21 protein-coding genes are annotated in these 21,109 nt (G+C 71.7%); 8 read left to right on the top strand and 13 right to left on the bottom strand.

What is annotated here, in order from left to right:
- Positions 1 to 15: 15 nt before the first annotated feature.
- The 7 genes from AB0A95_RS25230 to AB0A95_RS25200 all read right to left on the bottom strand — a co-directional run bounded on the left by AB0A95_RS25230 (position 16) and on the right by AB0A95_RS25200 (position 7,626).
- On the bottom strand, positions 16 to 1,407 hold the full coding sequence (locus AB0A95_RS25230) for an MFS transporter (protein WP_357558221.1): 1,392 nt from the start codon (positions 1,405 to 1,407) through the stop codon (positions 16 to 18).
- 19 nt (positions 1,408 to 1,426) lie between these two features.
- Positions 1,427 to 2,194, bottom strand: coding sequence for a glycerophosphodiester phosphodiesterase (locus AB0A95_RS25225; RefSeq protein ID WP_357558220.1), 768 nt, complete (start codon positions 2,192 to 2,194; stop codon positions 1,427 to 1,429).
- Between the two features lie 80 nt (positions 2,195 to 2,274).
- Positions 2,275 to 3,477 carry a serine hydrolase domain-containing protein gene (locus AB0A95_RS25220; RefSeq protein WP_357558219.1) on the bottom strand — a complete coding sequence of 401 codons (1,203 nt, stop codon included), beginning with the start codon at positions 3,475 to 3,477 and terminating at the stop codon, positions 2,275 to 2,277.
- 125 nt (positions 3,478 to 3,602) lie between these two features.
- Entirely contained in the window at positions 3,603 to 4,247 is a 645-nt protein-coding gene (locus AB0A95_RS25215; RefSeq protein WP_357558251.1) for a response regulator transcription factor, read from the bottom strand.
- Positions 4,248 to 4,249: 2 nt separating this feature from the next.
- Positions 4,250 to 5,662: a sensor domain-containing protein gene (locus AB0A95_RS25210; RefSeq protein WP_357558218.1), complete on the bottom strand. Its 1,413-nt coding sequence runs from the start codon at positions 5,660 to 5,662 to the stop codon at positions 4,250 to 4,252.
- 167 nt (positions 5,663 to 5,829) lie between these two features.
- Entirely contained in the window at positions 5,830 to 6,669 is an 840-nt protein-coding gene (locus AB0A95_RS25205; RefSeq protein ID WP_357558217.1) for an SDR family NAD(P)-dependent oxidoreductase, read from the bottom strand.
- A gap of 189 nt (positions 6,670 to 6,858) precedes the next feature.
- Positions 6,859 to 7,626 (bottom strand): lysophospholipid acyltransferase family protein, encoded by a 768-nt coding sequence (locus tag AB0A95_RS25200; RefSeq protein WP_357558216.1) that lies wholly within the window; start codon positions 7,624 to 7,626, stop codon positions 6,859 to 6,861.
- A gap of 150 nt (positions 7,627 to 7,776) precedes the next feature.
- Here AB0A95_RS25200 and AB0A95_RS25195 point away from each other — a divergent pair, with 150 nt between their 5' ends.
- From AB0A95_RS25195 to AB0A95_RS25180, 4 genes are all read left to right on the top strand, one after another.
- Positions 7,777 to 9,189: a cytochrome ubiquinol oxidase subunit I gene (locus AB0A95_RS25195; RefSeq protein ID WP_357558250.1), complete on the top strand. Its 1,413-nt coding sequence runs from the start codon at positions 7,777 to 7,779 to the stop codon at positions 9,187 to 9,189.
- Positions 9,190 to 9,203: 14 nt separating this feature from the next.
- Positions 9,204 to 10,202, top strand: coding sequence for a cytochrome d ubiquinol oxidase subunit II (gene cydB / locus AB0A95_RS25190; RefSeq protein WP_357558215.1), 999 nt, complete (start codon positions 9,204 to 9,206; stop codon positions 10,200 to 10,202).
- 217 nt (positions 10,203 to 10,419) lie between these two features.
- Positions 10,420 to 11,607 carry a GNAT family N-acetyltransferase gene (locus tag AB0A95_RS25185; RefSeq protein WP_357558214.1) on the top strand — a complete coding sequence of 396 codons (1,188 nt, stop codon included), beginning with the start codon at positions 10,420 to 10,422 and terminating at the stop codon, positions 11,605 to 11,607.
- A 14-nt stretch (positions 11,608 to 11,621) separates the two neighbouring features.
- Complete coding sequence (locus tag AB0A95_RS25180) at positions 11,622 to 12,077, top strand: MarR family winged helix-turn-helix transcriptional regulator (protein WP_357558249.1); 456 nt, start codon at positions 11,622 to 11,624, stop codon at positions 12,075 to 12,077.
- Between the two features lie 6 nt (positions 12,078 to 12,083).
- Here the strand turns inward: AB0A95_RS25180 and AB0A95_RS25175 are convergent, their stop codons facing one another.
- Positions 12,084 to 12,773, bottom strand: coding sequence for a hypothetical protein (locus AB0A95_RS25175; protein ID WP_357558213.1), 690 nt, complete (start codon positions 12,771 to 12,773; stop codon positions 12,084 to 12,086).
- An 84-nt stretch (positions 12,774 to 12,857) separates the two neighbouring features.
- Complete coding sequence (locus AB0A95_RS25170; RefSeq protein ID WP_357558212.1) at positions 12,858 to 13,319, bottom strand: peroxiredoxin; 462 nt, start codon at positions 13,317 to 13,319, stop codon at positions 12,858 to 12,860.
- A gap of 199 nt (positions 13,320 to 13,518) precedes the next feature.
- On the opposite strand from AB0A95_RS25170, the gene AB0A95_RS25165 reads away from it, so the two are divergent.
- The gene (locus AB0A95_RS25165; protein ID WP_357558211.1) at positions 13,519 to 14,247 is read left to right on the top strand and encodes an SDR family oxidoreductase; all 729 of its coding nucleotides are present in this window, start codon (positions 13,519 to 13,521) and stop codon (positions 14,245 to 14,247) included.
- Between the two features lie 47 nt (positions 14,248 to 14,294).
- Here the strand turns inward: AB0A95_RS25165 and AB0A95_RS25160 are convergent, their stop codons facing one another.
- From AB0A95_RS25160 to zwf, 3 genes are all read right to left on the bottom strand, one after another.
- Positions 14,295 to 14,420 carry a hypothetical protein gene (locus AB0A95_RS25160; protein WP_357558210.1) on the bottom strand — a complete coding sequence of 42 codons (126 nt, stop codon included), beginning with the start codon at positions 14,418 to 14,420 and terminating at the stop codon, positions 14,295 to 14,297.
- Positions 14,417 to 15,829 carry an OFA family MFS transporter gene (locus AB0A95_RS25155; RefSeq protein WP_357558209.1) on the bottom strand — a complete coding sequence of 471 codons (1,413 nt, stop codon included), beginning with the start codon at positions 15,827 to 15,829 and terminating at the stop codon, positions 14,417 to 14,419. Before AB0A95_RS25155 ends, AB0A95_RS25160 begins: the two co-directional genes overlap by 4 nt.
- A 135-nt stretch (positions 15,830 to 15,964) precedes the next feature.
- Positions 15,965 to 17,344 (bottom strand): glucose-6-phosphate dehydrogenase, encoded by a 1,380-nt coding sequence (zwf, locus tag AB0A95_RS25150; RefSeq protein ID WP_357558208.1) that lies wholly within the window; start codon positions 17,342 to 17,344, stop codon positions 15,965 to 15,967.
- A 223-nt stretch (positions 17,345 to 17,567) separates the two neighbouring features.
- Between zwf and AB0A95_RS25145 the strand changes: the two genes are divergently transcribed.
- Entirely contained in the window at positions 17,568 to 18,356 is a 789-nt protein-coding gene (locus AB0A95_RS25145; RefSeq protein ID WP_357558207.1) for an alpha/beta hydrolase, read from the top strand.
- 19 nt (positions 18,357 to 18,375) lie between these two features.
- Positions 18,376 to 19,026, top strand: a complete 651-nt coding sequence (locus AB0A95_RS25140; RefSeq protein WP_357558206.1) for a hypothetical protein — start codon at positions 18,376 to 18,378, stop codon at positions 19,024 to 19,026.
- A gap of 87 nt (positions 19,027 to 19,113) precedes the next feature.
- Here AB0A95_RS25140 and AB0A95_RS25135 read toward each other — a convergent pair whose 3' ends face one another.
- The gene (locus tag AB0A95_RS25135; RefSeq protein ID WP_357558205.1) at positions 19,114 to 19,869 is read right to left on the bottom strand and encodes a hypothetical protein; all 756 of its coding nucleotides are present in this window, start codon (positions 19,867 to 19,869) and stop codon (positions 19,114 to 19,116) included.
- Between the two features lie 229 nt (positions 19,870 to 20,098).
- On the opposite strand from AB0A95_RS25135, the gene AB0A95_RS25130 reads away from it, so the two are divergent.
- The gene (locus AB0A95_RS25130; RefSeq protein WP_357558204.1) at positions 20,099 to 21,100 is read left to right on the top strand and encodes a tyrosine-type recombinase/integrase; all 1,002 of its coding nucleotides are present in this window, start codon (positions 20,099 to 20,101) and stop codon (positions 21,098 to 21,100) included.
- The last annotated feature ends 9 nt before the right edge of the window (positions 21,101 to 21,109 follow it).

The raw sequence follows: 21,109 nt of genomic DNA, 5'->3' as shown, positions 1-21,109 counted from the left end.
GCGCGGGACGCGTGCTCAGAGCACCCGGGGTGGTGTGTTGCCGGCGGCGACGATGGCGCGGCGGATCGGCACGGCGGCCAGGAGCACGAAGCCGACCACGAAGAAGATCAGGAGGGAGACCAGGCCCACCCGGTAGGAGGCGGTGAGTTGGAACACCAGGCCGAAGGCGAGCGGGCCGAGCCAGCTGGTGCCCTTGTCGCTGATCTCGTAGAAGCCGTAGTACTCGCCTTCCTTGCCGACCGGGATGAGCTGGCTGAACAGCGACCGGCTCAACGCCTGGCTGCCGCCGAGGACCAGGCCGATGCCCGCGCCGAGGATCATGAACGGCACCGGCGCCTCGGCGGGCAGCCGGAACGCGGCGATGATCACACCGGTCCAGAGCACCAGGCTGAGCAGCACGGTCTTCCACGCGCCGATGCGCCGGGCCAACGCGCCGAGGCTCAGCGCGCCGCCGAAGGCGAGGAACTGCACCAGCAGGATCGTGATGATCAGGGTGCTCTGCTCCAGGCGCAGCTCCTCGGTGCCGTACTGGCTGGCCAGGGTGATGACGGTCTGGATGCCGTCGTTGTAGACCAGGAAGGCGAGCAGGAAGAACAACGTCAACGGGTACGCCTTGATCTCGCGCATGGTCCGGCCGAGCTGCCGGAACCCGTCGGTGACCACGTTGCCGCCTCCGGCCAGGGCCGCCGCGCTGGGGTGCTCGCGCATCCAGCGCAGCGGCACCAGCGTGAACACCGCCCACCACACCCCGGCGGACACGATCGACCAGCGGGCCAGGTCCAGGGTGCGTTGCGGGTCGTCGCCCTCGTCGAGCAGGGTGATCGCGACGAGGTTGAGCGCCAGCAGCAGACCACCGCCGAGATAGCCGATCGCCCAGCCGCGGCTGGAGATGCCGTCGCGTTCGTCGGGGCCGCCGAGCTGCGGCAGGAACGAGTGGTAGACCACGATCGCCGCGCCGAAGGAGATGTTGGCGACCAGGAACAACGCCCCACCGAGCAGGTAGCGGTCGCCGGTGACGAAGGCCATCGCGATGGTCGCGCCGGCGCCGGTGAACGCGGCCCCGCCGAGCAGCCGCTTCTTGTGCGCCGACCGGTCGGCGATCGCCCCGATGACCGGCAGCACGAACACGGTGAGGAACACCGACAGCGAGATCAGGTACGGGTAGTAGGACCCGGCCGCGACCCGGATGCCCAGCGGGTGCACGGACCCGTCGCAGGTGTCCGCGCCCAACTCGCAGCCGGCGGCCAGCTCGGTGACGGTGGTCAGGAACGGGCCGAGGAACACGGTGATCACCGTGGTCTGGAACGCGGAGTTCGCCCAGTCGTAGATGTACCAGCCCCTGCGCTCGCGGCGGGTGCTCGCCGGGGGCGGGGTGTCGTCCACCGCGGGGGTCACGGTCTCGGCCATCCGGGGGTCCTTCGACGGATCAGGCGGCCCAGTGGCCGCGGCTGCGGTAGACGTCGCGCAGCACGCCGACGTGATCGGTCATGATGCCATCCACACCGAGATCCAGTAAGTCGTGCATCTGGGCGGGTTCGTCGATCGTCCAGACGTGCACCTGAAGGCCGAGCCGGTGGCAGTAGTCGAGGAACCGGCGGTCCACCACCGGCACCCGCCCGTAGCGCGGCGGCACCTGCGCGGCGACCACCGACGGGGGCAGCCGCAGCGGCCGCCCGTGCAGGGACGCGAGCCGCAGCCGGGCGACCCCGCGCATGCCGAGGCTGGTCGCCACCCGCCCCTGCGTGAGCGCGCGCAGCCGGGTCAGGCGGGCGTCACTGAACGACGCGAGCAACACCCGGTCGCCGGCGCCGGCCCGGGTCACCGTCGCGACCGCCGGCTCGACGCCGCCGTCGGCCTTCACGTCGATGTTGAAGCGGACCTGCGGCCAGGCGGCCAGCACCTCGTCGAGCCGGGGTACGACGGCGGCCCCGCCGACGCGTACCGAGGCGAGGTCGGCCCAGTTCAGCTCGGCGATGCGCCCCGCCTCGCCGGTGACCCGTCGCAACGTCGGGTCGTGGAAGATCACCGCCACGCCGTCCGCGGTGGCGTGCACGTCGGTCTCCACGTACCGGTAGCCGAGCCCGATGGCACGGGCGAACGCCTCGGTGGTGTTCTCGTCACCTTCGGCGGCACCGCCACGGTGGGCGAACGCCAGCGGCGCGGGCGCGTCCAGGTAGCCGAATCGGGTCAACACGCGACGCAGTATGCCCCCGGTTGGTGGCCGGCGGGTGGCCGGCCGGCGTCTGTCGCCCGCCCGCGCCGCCGCGCGGGGCGTCAGCCGCAGATCAGGTCGTCCAGCAGGGTCATCTGCCGCTGGATGACCGCCACCGCCGGGTCCGGGTCAGCCAGCTCGGTGGCCAGGTACAGGACCGTCGAGCGGCGCCCGTCCGGGCTGACCGCGGCGAGGGTGCTCATCCCCGGCATGGAGCCGACGTGCGCCCAGGAGCCGCCACACCGGTTGGGTATCCACATGATCCCCAGCCCGTAACGGATGCCCGGTCGGATGCCCTGGAACCCGTCGGCCAGCACGGTCCGGTGCAGTTCGGCCAGCTGCGCCGGCCGCAGGAGCTGACCGCGGCCGACCGCCTGCCAGAAGCGGGCCAGGTCGCTGGGGGTGCTGACCAGGCCGCCGGCCGAGGCCGTCACCGTTGGATTGAACACGGTCGTGTCGACCAACTCCCCGCCGGGCGCGAACTGTCGGTACCCGTTGGCGTGCGGGTGGGGCAGGCTCGGCTGGTCACCCGGGTAGAACGTGTGGGTCAGGCGCAGCGGCAGCAGGATCCGGGAACGCACCTCGGTGTGCCACGGGTGTCCGGTGACGCGTTCGACGAGCATCCCGGCCAGCAGGTAGTTGGTGTTCGAGTAGCTCCAGCCGGTGCCGGCGGCGAACAACGGCGCGTGCCCCATCGCGGTCGCCACCTGCTGCGCCTCGGTGTAGTGGTCGAAGCGGTGCGCCAGGAACTCGTCGGCCGATCGCAGGGCGGCGAGGTCGCCGGTGGGATCGTAGAGGCCGCTGGTGTGTTGCAGGAGCTGGCGAACGCTGACGTACCGGCCGTCGTTGCCGCTGCCGGTGACGACGCCGGGCAGCCAGCGTTCGATCGGGTCGTCCAGTCGGATCCGGCCCTCGCCGACGAGTTGGAGCACCATCACCGACACGAACGTCTTCGTGGTGCTGCCGATCCGGAAGTACCCGTCGACCGGCATCGGCGCCCCGGTGTCCAGGTCGGCCACGCCGCTGCGCGCGGCGGTCACCCGGCCCGCGTCGCGGACCAGGCCCTGCGTCCCGGACACGCCCAGGCCGTGCAGGTCGTCGAGGCCGCGGTGGAGCACCGTGGCCGTGGACCGGTGATCCGGGGTGGGCGGCGCGGCTGACCCGGCAGCCGGGCCGACCGTCGTGGCCAGCACCGCCGCCACTGCCGCGACCGCCACGACCGCGCGCCACCGCACCACCCTCCGGCCTGCGAAAACCACGCTCATCCGAGGGCTCCCTTCGGGACAACGTTTGCCCCCAAACGCTACGAAGAGTCTCAATGTCCGCACCAACCGGATAGCCCCAGGTTCGACGTGGGGGTTTGCCCCCAGCACCTCGGGCCGGCGCGGACCTACGAACTGAGGTAGCGCAGGACCGCGAGGACACGGCGGTTGTCGGCCTCGGCCGGGGGCAGCCCCAACTTGTCGAAGATGCTCGCGACGTGTTTCTCCACGGTGCCGCCGGTCACCGCGAGCGCGTCGGCGACGCCGGCGTTCGAGCGACCCTCCGCCATCAGCGCGAGGACGTGGCGCTCGCGCGGGGTCAGCGCCGCCACCCCGTCGGCACGACGGCTGACGCGCAGCAGTTGACCGACGACCTCCGGGTCGAGCGCCGTGCCGCCGGTGGCGACCCGTCGCAGCGCGTCGGCGAACTCCGCGACGTCGGCCACCCGTTCCTTCAGCAGGTATCCGACGCCCGCCGCGTTGCCTTCCAGGAGCCGGGCCGTGTACCTGGTCTCGATGTACTGCGACAGCACCAGCACCCCCGTGCGGGGGTGCTGGCGGCGGATCTCGAGTGCGGCGCGCAGCCCTTCGTCGGTGTGCGTCGGCGGCATCCGGATGTCGGCCACCACGACGTCGGGCCGATGCGCGCTCACCGCGGTCAGCAGCGTGTCACCGTCGCCCACTGCGGCGCACACCTGGTGGCCGTGGTCCTCGATCAGGCGGGTGAGCCCCGCCCGGAACAGGGCGGCGTCCTCGGCGATCACCACGCGCACGCTCATGCGCGCATCGGAAGCTCGACGGTGACCGTCGTCGGGCCACCGGGCGGGCTCGCGATGGTCAGCGTGCCGTCGACCACGGCGACCCGTTGTGCCAGCCCGGACAGGCCGGTGCCCCGGGTCGGGTCGGCGCCGCCGGCGCCGTCGTCGGCGACGCTGAGCCGCAGCAGTCCCCGCCCGCCCGCCACCCGGACGGCGATGGTGGTCGCGAACCCGTGTCTGGCGGCGTTGGCCAGCAGTTCGGCGGCGCAGAAATACGCGATGGCCTCGATCGCGGGGGTGGGCCGGACCGGGATGCCGATCTCCAACTTGACGGGGATCACACTGTCGGCGGCCAGCGAGGCGAGGGCGTCGGCCAGCCCGTTGTCGAGCACCGGCGGGTGGATCCCGCGGGTCAGACTGCGTAGTTCGCCGAGTGCGTCCTTGGCGCCGCGCAGCGCGGCGTCGAGCAGGTCGCGGACGGCGGCGGCGTCCGCGACCTCGTCGCCGTCGCCGAGCTTGCGGCGGGCCATGCCGAGGTTCATGGCCAGCGTGGCCAGCCGGATCTGCGCGCCGTCGTGCAGGTCGCGTTCCAGCCGTCGGAGCAAGGCGGCGGAGTCGTCCACGGCCGACGCCCGGGTCAGCTCCAGCTCGTGGACCCGCTGCGCCAGCCGCCCCGGCCCGAGTAGACCCCGGATCAGCCAGGCGTCGGCGGACGTGACGGCTCTGGTCACCCACGGTGCGGCCAGCAGCATCGCCGCTCCCGCCGCCGCGGCGGCGAACGTGCCGCCGAGGGTCGCGACGCGGAACGTGCCGTCGCCGAACAACCCGAACGGCGTGAACACCGGCACCGGGTCCAGTCGAACCCCCGGCGGGTGGTTGCGGAACGCCCCCCACAACAACGGGTAGCTCAGGTTGACCAGGCCGCCGATCCAGAAGAACACGGCGTACAGCTCGATCAGGCTGGCCGGCAGCCTGGCCAACAGATACCCGACAACCCGCCAGCCGGCCCTGTCGCGCGGCCCGGGCCAGGCCCGACTCGCGCGCACCGGCGGCGGCGCCGCGACCCGGACCCCGAGCAGCCGGGCCGCGAGCGAGCGGTGCAGTGCGCCGAGCCTGCGCGCCGCAGTCGTCGACACGAGCAGCACGAGCAGCAGTCCCACGCTGACAACGGCGACGACCAGGTCGGTCGGGGCGGGGTTACCCCGCGCGCCGTTGCTGACCAACCAGCTCAGGTCCACCGCGACAACGAAGAGTGCCACCGGGTTGACCACGAGGAATGGCAGCTCGGCGAGGCAGAACGCCAGCTCACGGCCCGCACGTCTGCGCAACGGGGCCACGACCGCCGTGTGGACGCCCCGCCACGGGTGCCTGCCCCGCCGCCGGTCGTCCGGCGGCGGGTCCCCGGTCGGCGTGCGAACCGGAAGGCCCATGCCCGTCATCCTCCACCCCGCCTCCCGCGCACGCGTCCCGCCTGTCCGGCGGCCAACCGCCGACGGCGGATGCGCGCCGGCACCGCTCACCGATCGTCGGCCCGTGTCGCCTGGTGAGGGTCCGGGCCCGGGTCACCCGCGTCGTCGGTGGGCTACGGAAGATCACGCTAGGCGCGCGGTTGTCCGGGCAGAAGCCGGCTGGCGGCCGTCCTGCACTGGGGGATTTCCCCCAGGCCGGCCCACCCGCGCAGACGGTGGTCAGCCGGTGTCGGGCAAGACGAGGTGTGTGGGGGCCCCCGCCGCACCGGCGCGACGTCGGGCCTCCGACGTCTGTCGCCGCCCGCCTGCCCGGTGCGGGCCAGGTACGCGCGCAGCGCCGGCCCGTACACCCCGGCGGCGGCGATGGCGACGTCGGCGTCGATGGCGATGTTGGTGACGAATTCGCTGGCCACCGCGCCCGGCTCGACGAGGGTGACCCGTACGCCGGTGGTCGCGGCGAGCGGGGCGAGGGATTCCAGGTATCCCTCGACGGCGAACTTCGCCGCGCAGTACGCCTCGTTGAACGGCTGCCCGACGATCCCGCCGACGCTGGAGACGGTGACCAGTCGGCCCCGGCTGGTCCGCAGGTGGGGCAGGGCGGCGCGGCTGACGTGCAGGACGCCGAAGAAGTTGACCTCCATGACGGCCCGGACGTCGTCGACGCTGTCCTGTTCCAGGGTGCCGACGTGCCCGGCGCCGGCGTTGTTGACCACCGCGTCGAGCCGGCCGTACGCGCCGATCACGTCCTCGACGCAGCCGGTGACCGCGTCCGGGTCGGTGACGTCGAGGGGGCGTACGTCGATCAGGTCGGCGACCCCGGCGGTGGCGGCGGCGTCGCGCAGCCGGTCCGCGCGGGCGACGTCGCGCATGGTGGCGACGGTCCGCCAGCCGGCCCGCGCGCAGCCCAGCGCGATCTCCAGGCCGATGCCTGTCGACGTTCCGGTGATCAGTACGGTCTGCCCGCTCATGGGTCGGCCTTTCGTTTCGGGCGCCGCGGGTCGAGTCGCTCCTGGACCCGCCGCAACAGGCTAGGGGCGCGGACGGTGATCGACTCGGTTTTCCGCGAGGCGGGGTGTCCGGGGCGCGGGTATGCCCCGGTTTTCAGAAAGCGGAGTTGATCACGGCGTCGACCTCAGCGGGGGGTCGCGGCGTCGACCTCAGCGGGGGTCGCGGCGGTGGGCGCGGCTGGTGTCGGCCGGGCGGCCGGGGTCGACGTGCCGGGGCAGGTCCGGTTCGTCGGGGCGCAGCGGGGCGAGGGCGTCGGTGAGCGCGTCGATGATCCGGTCGGTGGCCCGGCGGGCGGCGCCGGGGGTGGCGGTGTTCGTCTCGCCCAGGTCGACGGGCACGCCGAAGTGCACCCGGATCACCGGGCGGCGCCACAGTGCGCGGGCGATGCCGCGCAGCATTCCGCGCGGCGCCCGGTAGGGCAGCACCTCGTGGGCGCCCCACTGGGCGATCGGCACGACCGGAGCGCCGCAGTCCAGGGCGAGTCGGGCGGCGCCGGTCTTGCCGCGTTCGGGCCACATGCCGGGGTCCAGGCCGATGCGCCCCTCGGGGTAGATGAGGATCACCGACCCCCGGGCGACGGCGCTGGCGGCGTCGTCGAGTGCCCGGTGTACGGCGCTGGTGCCCCGGTCGACGCGGATGTGCCCGGCGTGGCGCATGGCGGCACCGAACACCGGCACGCGGAACAGCCCGGCGGTCGCCATGATCCGGGGGGCGATGCCGCGGGTCTGGCAGGCGGCGGCCATGACGAGGGGGTCGAACGGGCTGATGTGGTTGGCGGTCAGCACCAGGGGGCCGCGGCGCAGGTGCGCCGGGACGTCGCCGGTGACCTCGAGGCGGGCCAGCAGGCCGACCAGGCCGCGCATCAGCAGGAGGGCGGCGCGCCAGATCAACGGCGGCTGCCAGTGGGTGGTGTCCATCAGCGCGCCATCGTCGCACGCGGCGGTGTGGTGGCGAGGGCGGGTCGGGTGATCAGGGTCATGGGCCGTGGGCGGGCTCCGAGCACCCGAGCATCTACGACGAGCAGTAGTATTTACTACGTCTCGTAGTATGGATGGTTGGGGGTTCAGGTGGACGCGTTGGACGTTGCCCGCTGGCAGTTCGGTGTCACCACCGTCTACCACTTTCTCTTCGTGCCACTGACCATCGGCCTGTCCGTGCTGGTGGCCATCCTCCAGACGATGTGGCACCGCACCGGCAACGAGCGCTACCTCAAACTCACCAAGTTCTACGGCAAGCTGTTCCTGATCAACTTCGCGATGGGTGTGGTGACCGGCATCGTGCAGGAGTTCCAGTTCGGCATGAACTGGAGCGACTACTCCCGCTTCGTCGGCGACGTCTTCGGCGCGCCCCTGGCCATCGAGGCCCTGGTGGCGTTCTTCCTCGAATCCACGTTCATCGGCCTGTGGATCTTCGGTTGGGACCGACTGCCCAAGCGCGCCCACCTGGCCAGCATCTGGGCCGCCGCGATCGGCACGAACCTGTCCGCGTACTTCATCCTCGCGGCGAACTCGTTCATGCAGAACCCGGTCGGCTACCGGATCAACCCCGACAGCGGGCGCGCCGAGCTGACCGACTTCCCGGCCGTGCTGACCAACAAGGTCGCCCTGATCACCTTCCCGCACACCCTGGCCGGCTCGTTCCTGGTCGCCGGGTCGCTGATCGTCGCCGTCGGCCTGTGGCACCTGATCCGCAACCGCGACTCGGCCGACACCGGCGCGTACCGCTTCGCCACGAAGTTCGGCTCCTGGGTGGTCCTTGTCGCCTCCGCCGCCGTGCTGTTCACCGGCGACATCCAGGGCAAGATCATGACGGATGTGCAGCCGATGAAGATGGCCGCGGCCGAGGGCCTCTACACCACCGAGAGCCCCGCCTCGTTCTCCGTGCTCACCATCGGCAGCCTCGACGGCAGCCGCGAGGTGTTCGCCCTCAAGATCCCGTACCTGCTGTCGTACCTGGGCACCGGCGACCCGCACGGCACCGTGCACGGCATCAACGACCTGCAAGCCCAGTACGCCACCCAGTACGGCGCGGGCAGCTACACCCCGATCATCCCGGTCACCTACTGGAGCTTCCGCTTCATGATCGCCTTCGGGATGGCCGCCGGCGCGATCGCCCTGCTGGTCCTGTGGAGCCAGCGACGGGGCCGCACCCCCAGCAGCAGGTGGCTGCTGCGCGCCGGGCTGGCCATGCCGGTGCTGCCGCTGCTGGCCAACTCCTTCGGCTGGATCTTCACCGAGATGGGCCGCCAGCCGTGGATCGTCTTCGGCGAGATGCTCACCCGCGACGGCGTCTCCCGCAGCGTCTCGCTGACCGAGGTGCTCACCTCGTTCACCGCCTTCACGCTGCTCTACGCCACCCTCGCCGTGATCGAGGTCAAGCTGCTGCTGCGCTACGCCAAGGCCGGCGTACCGGACGTCACCGAACAACCCCCCACCGACGACACCGACGACGCCGAGCGCCCGCTCGCCTTCGCCTACTGATCCCGGAGCCCATCGTGGACCTGACCACCATCTGGTTTCTCCTCGTCGCCGTGCTGTTCACCGGGTACTTCATCCTGGAGGGCTTCGACTTCGGCGTCGGCATGCTGCTGCCCGTCCTGGCCCGCGACGACAGGGAACGCCGCGTCCTGATCAACACCATCGGCCCGGTCTGGGACGGCAACGAGGTCTGGCTGATCACCGCCGGCGGCGCCATGTTCGCCGCCTTCCCCGAGTGGTACGCCACCCTCTTCTCCGGCTTCTACCTGCCGCTGCTGCTGATCCTGCTGGCCCTGATCGCCCGGGGCGTCGCCTTCGAGTACCGGCACAAGCGCCCCGAGGTGTCCTGGAAGCGCCGCTGGGACACCGCGATCGTGGCCGGGTCGGTGGTGCCGGCGATCCTGTGGGGCGTCGCCTTCGCCAACATCCTGCGCGGTGTGCCACTGGACGCCGACCACGAGTACGTCGGCGGCCTGCTCGACCTGCTCAACCCGTACGCCCTGCTGGGCGGGGCGACCACCCTCGCGCTGTTCGCGACCCACGGCGCGGTGTTCCTCGCCCTGAAGACCACCGGCGACATCCGCGAGCGCGCGGGCACCCTCGCCGTGCGCCTGGGCATCGGCGCCGCCGTGCTCGCGGTCACCTTCCTGACCTGGACGTTGAACATCCGCTCCAGCACCGCCGCCGTCGTGCTCGCCGTCGCCGCGGCCCTCGCCCTGCTCGGCGGGCTCGCCGCCGCCCGGGTACGCCGGGAGGGCTGGGCGTTCACCGGCACCGCCGTGGCGATCGGCCTGGCCGTGGCCACCCTGTTCGCGGCGCTGTTCCCGAACGTGCTGCCCTCCACCCTGGACGCGGCCGGCACGCTCACGGCCACCAACGCCGCCTCCACCCCGTACACCCTGAAGATCATGACCTGGGTGGCGGTGATCTTCACTCCGGTCGTGCTGGGCTACCAGGCCTGGACCTACTGGGTGTTCCGCAAGCGCATCGGCGTGGCCAACATCCCCCAGCACTGAGCGGATCAGGCCGGCGCACGATCGTGCCCGTGCCGACTCCGTCGATCATGGATCCGTCGATCATGGAATTGTGGTGCCCGGCCTGGGCCAGTTCGGGCCCTTTGTCACCCACCACAACTCCTTGATCGACGGCGGAGGGGGGCGGAGGGTGGGGCGGGGGCGGGGTGGGGTGGGGGAATCGGCGGTTGGCTCCGATCCGCCCCGCTAGGGTGTGCCGATGCCCGAACCTGTGCACGTTCGTGAACTCGCCACCGACGACCTCGACGCCGCCTGGGAGTTGGGTCGGTTCGCGTTCGGCTCCGACCCGCAGCCCCCCGCGCACGCCACCGTCACGCCTGCCGGCCTGACCCGCTACGGCGCGTTCGACGGCAGCGGTCGGCTCGTCGGCAAGGCTGTCGACCTGCACCACGACCAGTGGTGGTCGGGTCGGGCGGTGTCGGCCGCCGACGTCGCCGGGGTGGCGGTCGCCCCCGAGGCCCGGGGCCGGGGCGTGGGCCGTGCCCTGCTCACCGCTCTGCTGCGCGGGGCCCACGAGCGTCAGGCGGCGATCAGCGCCCTCTACCCGACCATCGCCGCCCCGTACCGGGCGTGCGGGTGGGAGGCCGCCGGCGTGCTGCGTACCGTCGATCTGGCCACCGCCGCGCTGCCCCGGCACCGGCCGTCGCCGGAGCTGGCGGCGCGGGCCGGCACGACGGCCGACCTGCCCGCCGTCGCCGACCTCTACGAGCGGGTCGCCCGGCACCGCAACGGCATGCTGACCCGCCGGGGTGAGCGGTTCGAGATGCCCGACCCCACCCTGCCCGGCGACGGTCTGACCCTCGTCGAGGCCGACGGTGAGCTGGTCGGCTACGCCACCTGGCAGCGCGGCCGTGGCTACGGCGCCGACTCGGTGCTCACCGTCGACGAAGCCCTGGCCGTCACCCCCGAGGCCGCCCGGGAGCTTGTCGGCGTGCTCGCCAGCTGGGCAAGCGTCGCGCCGACGCTGCGGCTGTGCCCGCTCGACGGCGACGCCGTCAGCACAGTCCTGCCGCTGGAGGCGGCCCGCGACCACGAACGGGACCTGTGGATGCACCGACCTGTCGACGTCACCCGGGCGGTGGCGGCGCGGGGGTGGCCCGCCCACACCCGGGGCACTGTCGACTTCGGCCTCACCGACACGCTCGCCGACTGGAACACCGGCACCTGGCGGCTGAGCGTCGCCGACGGCGACGCCGAGCTGACCCGGGTCAGTGGCGATACTGACCTGCGGTTGGACGTCCGCGGTTTCGCCCTGCTCTACGCCGGGGCGGCGCGGGCCCGCTCGGTGGCGCAGGCCGGGTTGCTGCACCACGGCCCGACCGTCGACCCGGCCGCGCTCGACCTGCTCGGCGCCGGAGGTCCGGCGCAGCTGCTCGACTACTTCTGACCGGCGGCCGATGACTGATCGAGAACTCGGCGGCGGCAGCGGACAGATACAGGTGTGACAGCCGAGATGCGGGCCCGACCTGGCTGCTCAACCAGACCGCCAGCCACGCCACCCGCCTGCTCACCGAGGGCTTCGCCGCGCACGACCTGCGCGGCTACCACTACCGGCTGCTCGCCACCCTCGCCGAGGACGGGCCCGCCAGTCAGGCCGACCTCGGCCGCCGCTGCGGCATCGACCGCAGCGACGTCGTCGCGGCCATCAACGACCTGGCCGGCCGAGGGCTCGTCGTACGCGCCCCCGACCCGGCCGATCGCCGCCGCAACGTCATCAGCAGCACCGAAGCCGGCGTCACCGAGGCCCGCCGGCTGGGCGACACCCTCGACCGCGTCCAACACGACCTGCTCGCCCCACTGTCCACCACCGAGCGAGAGCAGCTCACCCGGCTGCTGGAGCACCACCGCCGACCCTGACCCGCCTCAGCGGGCCTCGCGCAGCTCCGCCAGCCGGGCCTCGATCTCGGCCAGCTCGGCGCGCAGCTTCTCCGCCTGCTGCTCCGCCTCGGCCCGCTCGGTGCCGAGGATCTGCTCCACCGCCTCCTGCACCCCGGGCACGTCCACCAGCGCCACCATCTTCAACGCCTCCGCCGGCTTCACCACGTACGGCTTCGCGAGGGCCTTGCTGCCCTGCTGCGCCGCGACGGTCCACTCCCCGTCCGCGTACGCCAACGTCACCGTCAGCCCCGCCGGGCCCTTCGGCTTGACCGCCTTGACCGCCCGCCGCGCCGGCGGCTTCTCCGTCTGCTCCACCTTCGGCTCCTCCTGTCGCTGCGCGGGCACCCGCGGCGTGTCCAACACGAACTCCGGTGCGGGCGCCGCCGCAGGCGACTCCTGCGGCTCCGGCTCCGGTTTCGCCTCCACCACCCGACGACCGGCGCCCTTGGGCGCCACCGCCAGGTCGGCGGGGGAGAACGGCAACTCGTCGCGACCGAAACGCACCACCACGAACTCGTCGGACACCTCGGGGTCGGTCAGCTCGACCACCTGACCAACCTGACCGGCGATCTGCCCCGCCGCCGCCGTGAACACCACCCGCGGCTTGCGCCCGGCCGCCAACGCTTCCCGGATGCTCTGCACCTCGCTAGTGGACAAACCCTGGCCGGCATCCATCACAACCCTCTTCCGTACACCTGTTTGATTGCTGTCTTGATACCAGCCGACTGCGACACCCGCCGCACGGGGCTCACCGCCGGCTCAGCCGCCCAGGGCTCGCAACGCCCGGTCCGCGTGGTCGTTCATGCTGACCTCGCTGTGGATCACCTCGACGATCCGCCGGTCCGTGCCGATCACGAACGTCATCCGCTTCGTGCCCAACGGCCCCAACGGCACCCGCCGCCTGACCCCGAACAACTGCGCCACAGTGCCGTCGACATCCGACAGCAGCGGGTAGTCGAAACCGTGCAACTTCGAGAACTCGGCCTGCTTCGCCACCGGGTCCCGACTGATGCCCACCCGCGACGCGCCCAACGCCGTGAACTCCGCCGCCAGGTCCCGGAAGTGGCAGCTCTCCGCCGTGCACCCCCGGGTCATCGCCGCCGGATAGAAGAACAACACCACCGGCCCGGTCGCCAGGAACTCCGACAACCGCCGCGGCGTGCCCGTCTCATCCGGCAACTCGAAATCCCGCACCACGTCGCCGACACCCACACCCGCCACCGCGCACCTCCGTTGTCCGATCGAACGCGCGGTGAGCGTAAGCGATCACACCCAGAGCGCCGCCACCTCGTCGGCCACCACCGCGGCCTGAGCCCGCCCCGCCCGCCGCAGGTGACCCTCCTCTCGACGACCCGGCCGCGCCGGTCACGGTAGCGTCGGCGCGACCGACTGCGCAGCCACCAGAACCTCGGGAGGGACCATGGCACCCGTCACCGTCATCACCGGCGGCGGCCGTGGCATCGGCGCGGCCACCGCCCGCCGCCTCGCCCAGGCCGGTCACCGCATCGCCCTGTGCTACCGCCGCGACGACACCGCCGCCACGACAGTCCTGGCCGACCTGCGCGCCGCCGGAGCACAGGCCATCGCGGTACGCGCCGACACCACCGACCCCGACCAGGTCGCCGGCCTGTTCGACGCCGCCACCCAACTCGGCCCCCTCACCGGCCTGGTCAACAACGCCGGCGTCACCAGCCCCATCGGGCCCTTCACCGAGCTACGCGTCGACGACCTGCGCCGGGTCGTCGACGTCAACCTCGTCGGCTACGTCCTCTGCGCCCAACAGGCCGCCCGCCGACTCACCGACGGCGGCGCGATCGTCAACGTCTCGTCGGCCGCGGCGACCCTCGGCAGCCCGGGGGAGTACGTGCACTACGCCGCCGTGAAAGCCGCCACCGACACCCTCACCGTCGGCCTCGCCAAGGAACTCGCCGCCAGGGGCATCCGGGTCAACGCCGTCGCACCGGGCATCGTGCGCACCGACATCCACGCCGACTCCGGCGTACCCGACCGCGCCGACACCGCCGTCGGTCGCATCCCACTGGGCCGCGCCGGTGAACCCGACGAGATCGCCGCCGCCATCGCCTGGTTGCTCGGCCCGGACGCCTCGTACACCACCGGCACGGTCCTGCGGGTCTCCGGCGGCCTGTGAGCCGGGGCGCGCGGCGCCCCGGCTCACCGCTCAGTGCGTGCACACCCTCAGTGCGTGAACAGCTTCGCCGCCGTGATGACCGTCTGCACCACCCCGAAGCCGAGCAGCACCGCCACCACCAACCAGGACATCCACAACCGGGCCTGCTGCCCGGATCGGCTGTCGTCGCTCATCGCGTACCACTCCTCTCCGCCACGGTGTCCTCATCCACGCCGCGCTCCGACGACGGCTCGTGGTAGCGCTGCGGCACCGGCCGCACCAGCAGGTTCGCCACGAACCCCACGGCCAACACACCCACCATCGTGAACAGCGCCGGCCGGTACGCCGCCGCCGTCAACGAACCCGGCTCACCCTGCGCGTCGAGGAACCCGTTGACGATCAGCGGACCCGCGACCCCCGCCGCCGACCACGCGGTCAGCAACCGGCCATGAATCGCACCGACCTGGAACGTGCCGAACAGATCCCGCAGGTACGCCGGCACCGTGGCGAACCCACCACCGTAGAACGACAGGATCACGCACGCCAACAACACGAACAACGCCGTCGCGCTCTGCCCGACCAGGGCCAGCAGCGCGTACAACACCATGCCGACCCCCAGGTACACCAGGTAGATCGGCTTACGGCCGATGACGTCCGACGTCGACGACCACACGAACCGGCCGGCCATGTTGAACAGCGACAGCAGCCCCACGAACCCGCCGGCCGCCGCCACCGACACCGCTGACGTGCCGTTGTCCCGGAAGAAGTCCTGGATCATCGGGCTGGCCTGCTCCAGGATCCCGATACCCGCCGTCACGTTGCAGAACAACACCACCCACAGCAGCCAGAACGAGCGGGTCTTCACCGCGTTCGCCGCCGACACGTTCGCCGTGGTGACAAGCGGTTTCGCCGCCACGCTCGCCGGGTCGAACCCGGCCGGCCGCCAGCCCTCCGCCGGCACCCGCACGTTCGCCACCCCGAACATCATGATCACGAAGTAGCCCAGGCCGAGCGTCACGAACAACCACACCAGCGCACTGCCCGACGCCGTCGAGCCCGCATTGGCCGGGTCGTAGCCGGCGTCGAAGAACGACAACAGGTGCCGCGACAGGGGAGAGGCCACCATCGCCCCACCACCGAAGCCCATGATCGCCAATCCGGTGGCCAGACCCGGCCGATCCGGAAACCACTTGATCAACGTGGAGACGGGGGAGATGTAACCGATGCCCAGACCGATGCCACCGAGCAACCCGTAGCCCAGATACAGCAACCACAGCTGCTTCGTGGCGATACCCAGCGAACCCACCAGGAAGCCCGCCGCCCAGAAACAGGCCGAGACGAACATCGCCTTGCGCGGCCCGTTCGCCTCCACCCAGGTCCCGGCGACCGCCGCGGACAACCCCAGCATCACGATCGCGATGCTGAAGATCACCCCGATCGCGGTCTGACTGGTGTCGAAGTGGGCGATCAACGAATTCTTGTAGACGCTCGTGGCGTAGACCTGACCGATGCAGAGGTGGATGGCCAACGCCGCCGGGGGAATGAGCCACCGGCTGTAACCGGGCGGCGCGACGGTGTGCCGACGATCGAGTGCGGAAAGCATGCGCTGCTTCCTCTCCGACGAGGACGAAAGGCGTCCCGCACAACGTGCCCACAGCACCCGCGAGCGGCAAACCTCACCAGCGCCGGACGGTCCCTCCGCTGAGCTGAGCGGTCAGTCAGCGCCGGGCGACACCCGCTACCGCAGGTCCGGCGTGTGCCAGCCACCAGCCAACGCGTCCGCGTCCGCCGGACCCCAACTGCCCCTGTCGTACGACTGCACCGGCGCCGGCAGATCCAGGATCGGCTCGACGATGCGCCACTCCTGCTCGATCGTCTCCGCGCGCGCGAAGCGCAGGTGCAGCCCATCCATCGCGTCGTCGAGCAGCCGCTCATACGCCTCCTGGCGACGACCGAGAGCCGCGCCGAAGTCGACGGACAGATCCACCGGACGGCTCGCCACCTCGGCACCCGGGCTCTTCGCCTGAATCGACATCGTGATGCCGTCACCACGCCCGAGCCGGAACCGCAGCAGATTCGCGGCGGTCTCCGTGCCCCGCTCGGCCGGGATCAACGAGCGCTGCGGCTGCTTGAACTCGACCACCACCTCCGTCGCCGTCCCCGGCAACGACTTACCGGCCCGCAGATAGAAGGGCACACCAGCCCAGCGGGGGGAGTCGACAGTCAACCGGGTGGCCACGAACGTCTCCGTGTTCGAATCCGGTGCCACGCCCGGCTCGTCCCGGTAGCCGACGTACTGACCCCGCACCGTCGACTCCGGCGACAACGGCGCGATCTGCCGCAACACCGCCACCTCCGCCGCACGGAACGCGTCGACGTCCTCGCTGTCCGGCGCCTCCATCGCGATCAACGCGACGACCTGCAGGATGTGGTTCTGCAACACGTCCCGAGTGGCGCCCACCGTGTCGTAGAAGCCGGCGCGGCCCTGCGTACCGAAACCCTCAGCCAGGGTGACCTGGACGTTGTCGATGTGCTGGCTGTTCCACAGCGGCTCGAACAACCGGTTGGCGAACCGGAAGGCATACAGACCCTCGACCGCCTCCTTACCCAGGTAGTGATCGATGCGGAACACCCGCTCCGGAGCGAAGGCCCCCCGCAGCGTGCGATCCAACTCACGCGAGGACTCCAGGTCACGCCCGAACGGCTTCTCCACGATGACCCGACCCCGAGCGGCCAGACCGGCCGCCGCGAGACCCTCCACAACGGCACCGAACACCGCCGGAGGGATCGCCAGATAGAAGACCGGCCGCTCGGCGCCCCGCAGACGCTCGGCCAGCCGCTGGTACGTGGCCGGATCCGCGTAGTCGCCCGAGATCATCGAAAGGTGCTGCGCCAGCCGGTCGAAGGTCTCGTCGTCGATCTCGTCGTTGGCCTCGGCGACCGCCTTACGGGCCGTCGTGACGAGCTGCTGGTCATCCCAGGGGGAGCGGGCCACGCCGATCACCGGGACGTCGAGGCGGTCGCGCCGAGTCAACTCGTACAGCGCCGGGAACAGCTTCTTCGAGACGAGGTCGCCGGTGACGCCGAACAGCACTACCGCATCCGAGCGCATGTGCATGGCACTTCCATCCGATCATATGGTCCTGATCTTCCGAACGGTCAACGGCACCACCCGTGCCAAGAATTCCCCGGCGGGCGGCGCACGTGAGGTCGGCGACAGCGGCGGCGCTCACCTCCGAACCGACGGACAGCCCCTCCGCCCATGCCCTTCACAGCAGCACCAGGGCGTGAGACGTTGGTGCACGTCGCCACCGCCCCCAACCCCCACAAGGACTCCTCCCATGAACCTGGCGTTCCACCAATCAGCCGAAACCGGACCAGCGGTGGTGTGCCTGCCCATGTTCAGCCTGAGCCGCGCCGCCACGGCCGCCGCCTTCAGCCCCGCCCTCGCGGGCGCGGGCCTCCGCGAGATCTACCTGGACCTACCCGGCCACGGAGACACCCCCGCGAACTGCGCACCCACCTCCCAGTCGATGCTGGACACCGTGTGCGCGTGGCTCGACCACCACCTCGACGCACCGGTCCTGCTGGCCGGCGGCTCCTACGGCGCGTACCTGGCCGCCGGCATCGCCCGCCAACGACCCGACCTCGTGCGCGGCCTGCTCCTCGTCTGCCCCGGGGTCACCATCGCCCGCGACAGCCGCGACCTGCCCGACGACCCACCGCTCACCGCACCCCCGGGCTGGCTCGACGCCGCCCCCGCCACCCTGCACGAGCACCTCGACGCCGCCCTGGGCCAGCGCACCCCCGCGGTCGTCGCGACGGTGCTCGCGGCACTGGACTCCGGCGGCCCCGGCGACGCGACGTTCCAGCAGAAACTGCAGTCCGGCGCCCACTACGCGCTGCCCGACGAGAACGCCGAGGTCGTCTTCGACGGCCCGGTCACCGTGCTCACCGGCCGCCAGGACCGGATCGCCGGCTACGCCGACCAGTTCCGCGCCATGCGCCGCTATCCCCGCGGCACCTTCACCGTGCTCGACGCGGCCGGGCACTACCTACCGTACGAACAGCCCACGCCGCTGCGATCGCTGACCCAGGACTGGCTGCGCCGGATCTCGGGGGCATCATGATCGGCTCCGCTCTCCGCCGGTGAGCTTCAGCGCCTTCTCCCACCAGGTCCGGGACCCGCGGCAACCGCGCCAGCGCCGGGTCTCGGCGCTGCGCTCCTGCGTCCAGCTCTATCGCCCAATCGGCTTCGAGGCGACACTGAGCTTCCTCGAAGAGTTGGCCGGGCCATTCCAGCGAGACGAACACGCGTTACCGCGCGCACTTGATCATCTCGCGGCGAGCCGTACCCTCTGGCGCGAACACCTCCGCGAGTACGCCGACCAACGCCGCGCGGCGAAACGGCTCGGCCACCGTACGCTGCGGGCCGATGCGGCAAACCCGACTCTGGGCCCACCGGTCTGGTACGGCGCTTCGCGCCAGGCCGCGCTGCACGCCCTGACCTACTGGCGGCGCAGCCGACTGCCCGAACTGCTCGGGTGGGACGACCCGGGCGCAGGGGAGATCGACCTCGTGGTGACCGCCTGCCTGGCGGGCGGTGGTTCACTCTCCGCCGACCACCATCGGCTGCTCGACACCGCGGTGCGGCAGGTGCGGCGGCGCATCGGTGGGGGGCTCTACGGTCAGGACGTGCTGGCGTACTTCCGCGCCAGGGACCTACTGCGCGTCGCTGCCCTCGTCACCAACGCGGACGACCCGGAGTCTGTCGCACGGACGGCAGTGGACCAGGTGTGACGTTCCGGCCGCACAATGCCGTCAGCACCGCATTCGATAATGCACATTATGTAAAGTAAGCTGGGTGGGCGGGTCCCCTCGCGGCCTTCACTCGCGCGTCAGGCCCGGCGGGCAGGCGTCCTCGTCGGGCCGAACGAGGCGCGCTTTGACCAGCGGATTGCGGTGCAGGCGTCCGAGCACGAGCGCGCCGCCGCCGATGTCGGTCCAGGTGTCGTCCCACAGGGCGGAGACCAACCAGGAGCGATCCGTCGGAAAGAACAAATCGGGCAGGGTCCCGTCGCCGCGCATGTGACCGGCCCGCCAGGTGAGAGCCTGCTCGGGTCCGGCTTCGACAAGCACGTAGGACCAGCCCTGGTAGAGCGACACCCGCGCAGCGCTCGGGAAGACGACGTCGTGGGCGCCGGTGTCGAGGAAGCCCAACCACCAGGGCTGGTCCGGGGTGCACGCCGTCAGTTCGTCGATCACGGCACGCTCGTGGGTGGCGAAGCCGACCCCGTCGGGCGGGTGGAAGGTGGCGTACGCGTCGAACACCGGCGGGATCGCGGCGGCGACCGAGGTACCCGGTGTGGTGTGCCCGGCGAGCCAGGCGACGTCGTCGGCCGTGCCGATCCGCCACCTCCGCCCGTCCTTGCCGACGTCCAGGGGCGCCGTCCACGCCGCTGTGCCGTGCGCGTCGCCGCCGACGGCGGCCGGGGACGCCTGCGGAGCCCACCCGGGGCGGCCTGCGGCGCGCCACTGGTGCCCCTCGGGACAGATCAGGTCCACCGGTCCGTCCAGGTCCCGGTACACGGTGGGCGTGCCGGGTCGACCGCAGGTGGGACAGGAGGTGGCGGGCGACGTCATGCCACGCACGGTACGTGCTTGTCGAGCAGTTCCAGCCGTTCTCGCGGTGGTCCGGGCTGCGGGGCGTGCCGGCCAGGTGTGGCAGTGAGCACCTGTCGAGCTGCCCCACCGACGGCGCAGCTCGACAGGCAGTCAACAGCAGACGCTGGCGCCGGCCCTCAGGTTCAGCTTCACCCTCTCCCCTCGCCCCCCCTTCCCGGGAACCCGAAAATCATGCATAATATCCCTTATGCATGACAAACAGGACGAATCGCTCGAGGTGCTGATCGAGGAGTTCCTGACCGCCCGGGCCACCCGCAAGCCCTCCCCGCACACCCTGGAGGCGTACCGGAGGGATCTGCGCACGGTGGCCACCCTGATCGCGGAGGATGCCGCTTCTCCCCCATCCCTGGACGCGCTGTCGATCACCGACCTCTCCCCCCGGGTGATGCGGGCGGCCTTCGCCCGGTTCGCCGCTCCCCGGGCGGCCGCGTCGGTGCACCGGGCCTGGTCCACCTGGAACAGTTTCTGCTCGTTCCTGGTGGCCGAGGGGCTGATGGCGGGCAATCCGATGCCGGCGGTCGGGCGGCCTCGGGCGCTACTCCCCCAGCCGAAGCCGCTGCGCGGTGCCGACACCCCCGAGGTGCTGCTCGCGTCGGTGGCGCGCGACGACGGCCGGCAGCGTGATCCGTGGCCGGAGCGGGACGTGGCGGTGTTGGCGGTGGCGTTGTGCGCGGGGCTGCGCCTGTCGGAGTTGCTGGCGCTGCGGGTCGGCTCGCTGGCGGGTCGGCCGGGTGAGCGGCGCATCGAGGTGGCCGGCAAGGGCGGGCGGCCCCGGGTGGTGCCGATCGAGTCCGATCTGGATCGGGTGATCGCCGACTATCTGGACAGTCGGCGTCGGCGCTTCGGGGCGCGGTCGGTGCGCCCCGATTCGGCGCTGCTGGTGGATCGGCAGGGCGAGCCGCTGCGCCGTGGTGGGCTGCAGTATCTGGTGGAGTCGTGTTATCGGCGGGCGGGCATCGGTGATCGGGTGCCGCGTGGGGCGCGGTTGCACGCGTTGCGGCACACGTTCGCGACCCGGTTGGCGGAGGACGGGGCGAGCGCGGCGGAGATCATGCGGTTGTTGGGGCACGCGTCGTTGGCGTCGTCGCAGACCTATATCGAGGTGACGGCGGGGCAGCAGCGTGAGGCGGTACGGGCCAACCGCACCAATCGGGTGTTGGCCTCTCTGGTGGGTGTGGACCGGGATTGAGTGTGCGGC

It is taken from the genome of Micromonospora sp. NPDC049230 (assembly GCF_040647875.1).
GTDB lineage: Bacteria > Actinomycetota > Actinomycetes > Mycobacteriales > Micromonosporaceae > Micromonospora.
This window is presented reverse-complemented; position numbering and strand designations above follow the sequence as displayed.

What these genes read in the sequence shown, in the direction of transcription:
- AB0A95_RS25220 (WP_357558219.1), bottom strand. Translation starts at nt 3,477, where the DNA reads ATGAGCGTGGTTTTCGCAGGCCGGAGGGTGGTGCGGTGGCGCGCGGTC.
- AB0A95_RS25200 (WP_357558216.1), bottom strand. Translation starts at nt 7,626, where the DNA reads ATGGACACCACCCACTGGCAGCCGCCGTTGATCTGGCGCGCCGCCCTC.
- AB0A95_RS25230 (WP_357558221.1), bottom strand. Translation starts at nt 1,407, where the DNA reads ATGGCCGAGACCGTGACCCCCGCGGTGGACGACACCCCGCCCCCGGCG.
- AB0A95_RS25145 (WP_357558207.1), top strand. Translation starts at nt 17,568, where the DNA reads ATGAACCTGGCGTTCCACCAATCAGCCGAAACCGGACCAGCGGTGGTG.
- AB0A95_RS25205 (WP_357558217.1), bottom strand. Translation starts at nt 6,669, where the DNA reads ATGAGCGGGCAGACCGTACTGATCACCGGAACGTCGACAGGCATCGGC.
- zwf (WP_357558208.1), bottom strand. Translation starts at nt 17,344, where the DNA reads ATGCACATGCGCTCGGATGCGGTAGTGCTGTTCGGCGTCACCGGCGAC.
- AB0A95_RS25210 (WP_357558218.1), bottom strand. Translation starts at nt 5,662, where the DNA reads ATGGGCCTTCCGGTTCGCACGCCGACCGGGGACCCGCCGCCGGACGAC.
- AB0A95_RS25175 (WP_357558213.1), bottom strand. Translation starts at nt 12,773, where the DNA reads ATGGATGCCGGCCAGGGTTTGTCCACTAGCGAGGTGCAGAGCATCCGG.
- AB0A95_RS25130 (WP_357558204.1), top strand. Translation starts at nt 20,099, where the DNA reads ATGCATGACAAACAGGACGAATCGCTCGAGGTGCTGATCGAGGAGTTC.
- AB0A95_RS25155 (WP_357558209.1), bottom strand. Translation starts at nt 15,829, where the DNA reads ATGCTTTCCGCACTCGATCGTCGGCACACCGTCGCGCCGCCCGGTTAC.
- AB0A95_RS25165 (WP_357558211.1), top strand. Translation starts at nt 13,519, where the DNA reads ATGGCACCCGTCACCGTCATCACCGGCGGCGGCCGTGGCATCGGCGCG.
- AB0A95_RS25135 (WP_357558205.1), bottom strand. Translation starts at nt 19,869, where the DNA reads ATGACGTCGCCCGCCACCTCCTGTCCCACCTGCGGTCGACCCGGCACG.
- AB0A95_RS25185 (WP_357558214.1), top strand. Translation starts at nt 10,420, where the DNA reads ATGCCCGAACCTGTGCACGTTCGTGAACTCGCCACCGACGACCTCGAC.
- AB0A95_RS25160 (WP_357558210.1), bottom strand. Translation starts at nt 14,420, where the DNA reads ATGAGCGACGACAGCCGATCCGGGCAGCAGGCCCGGTTGTGGATGTCC.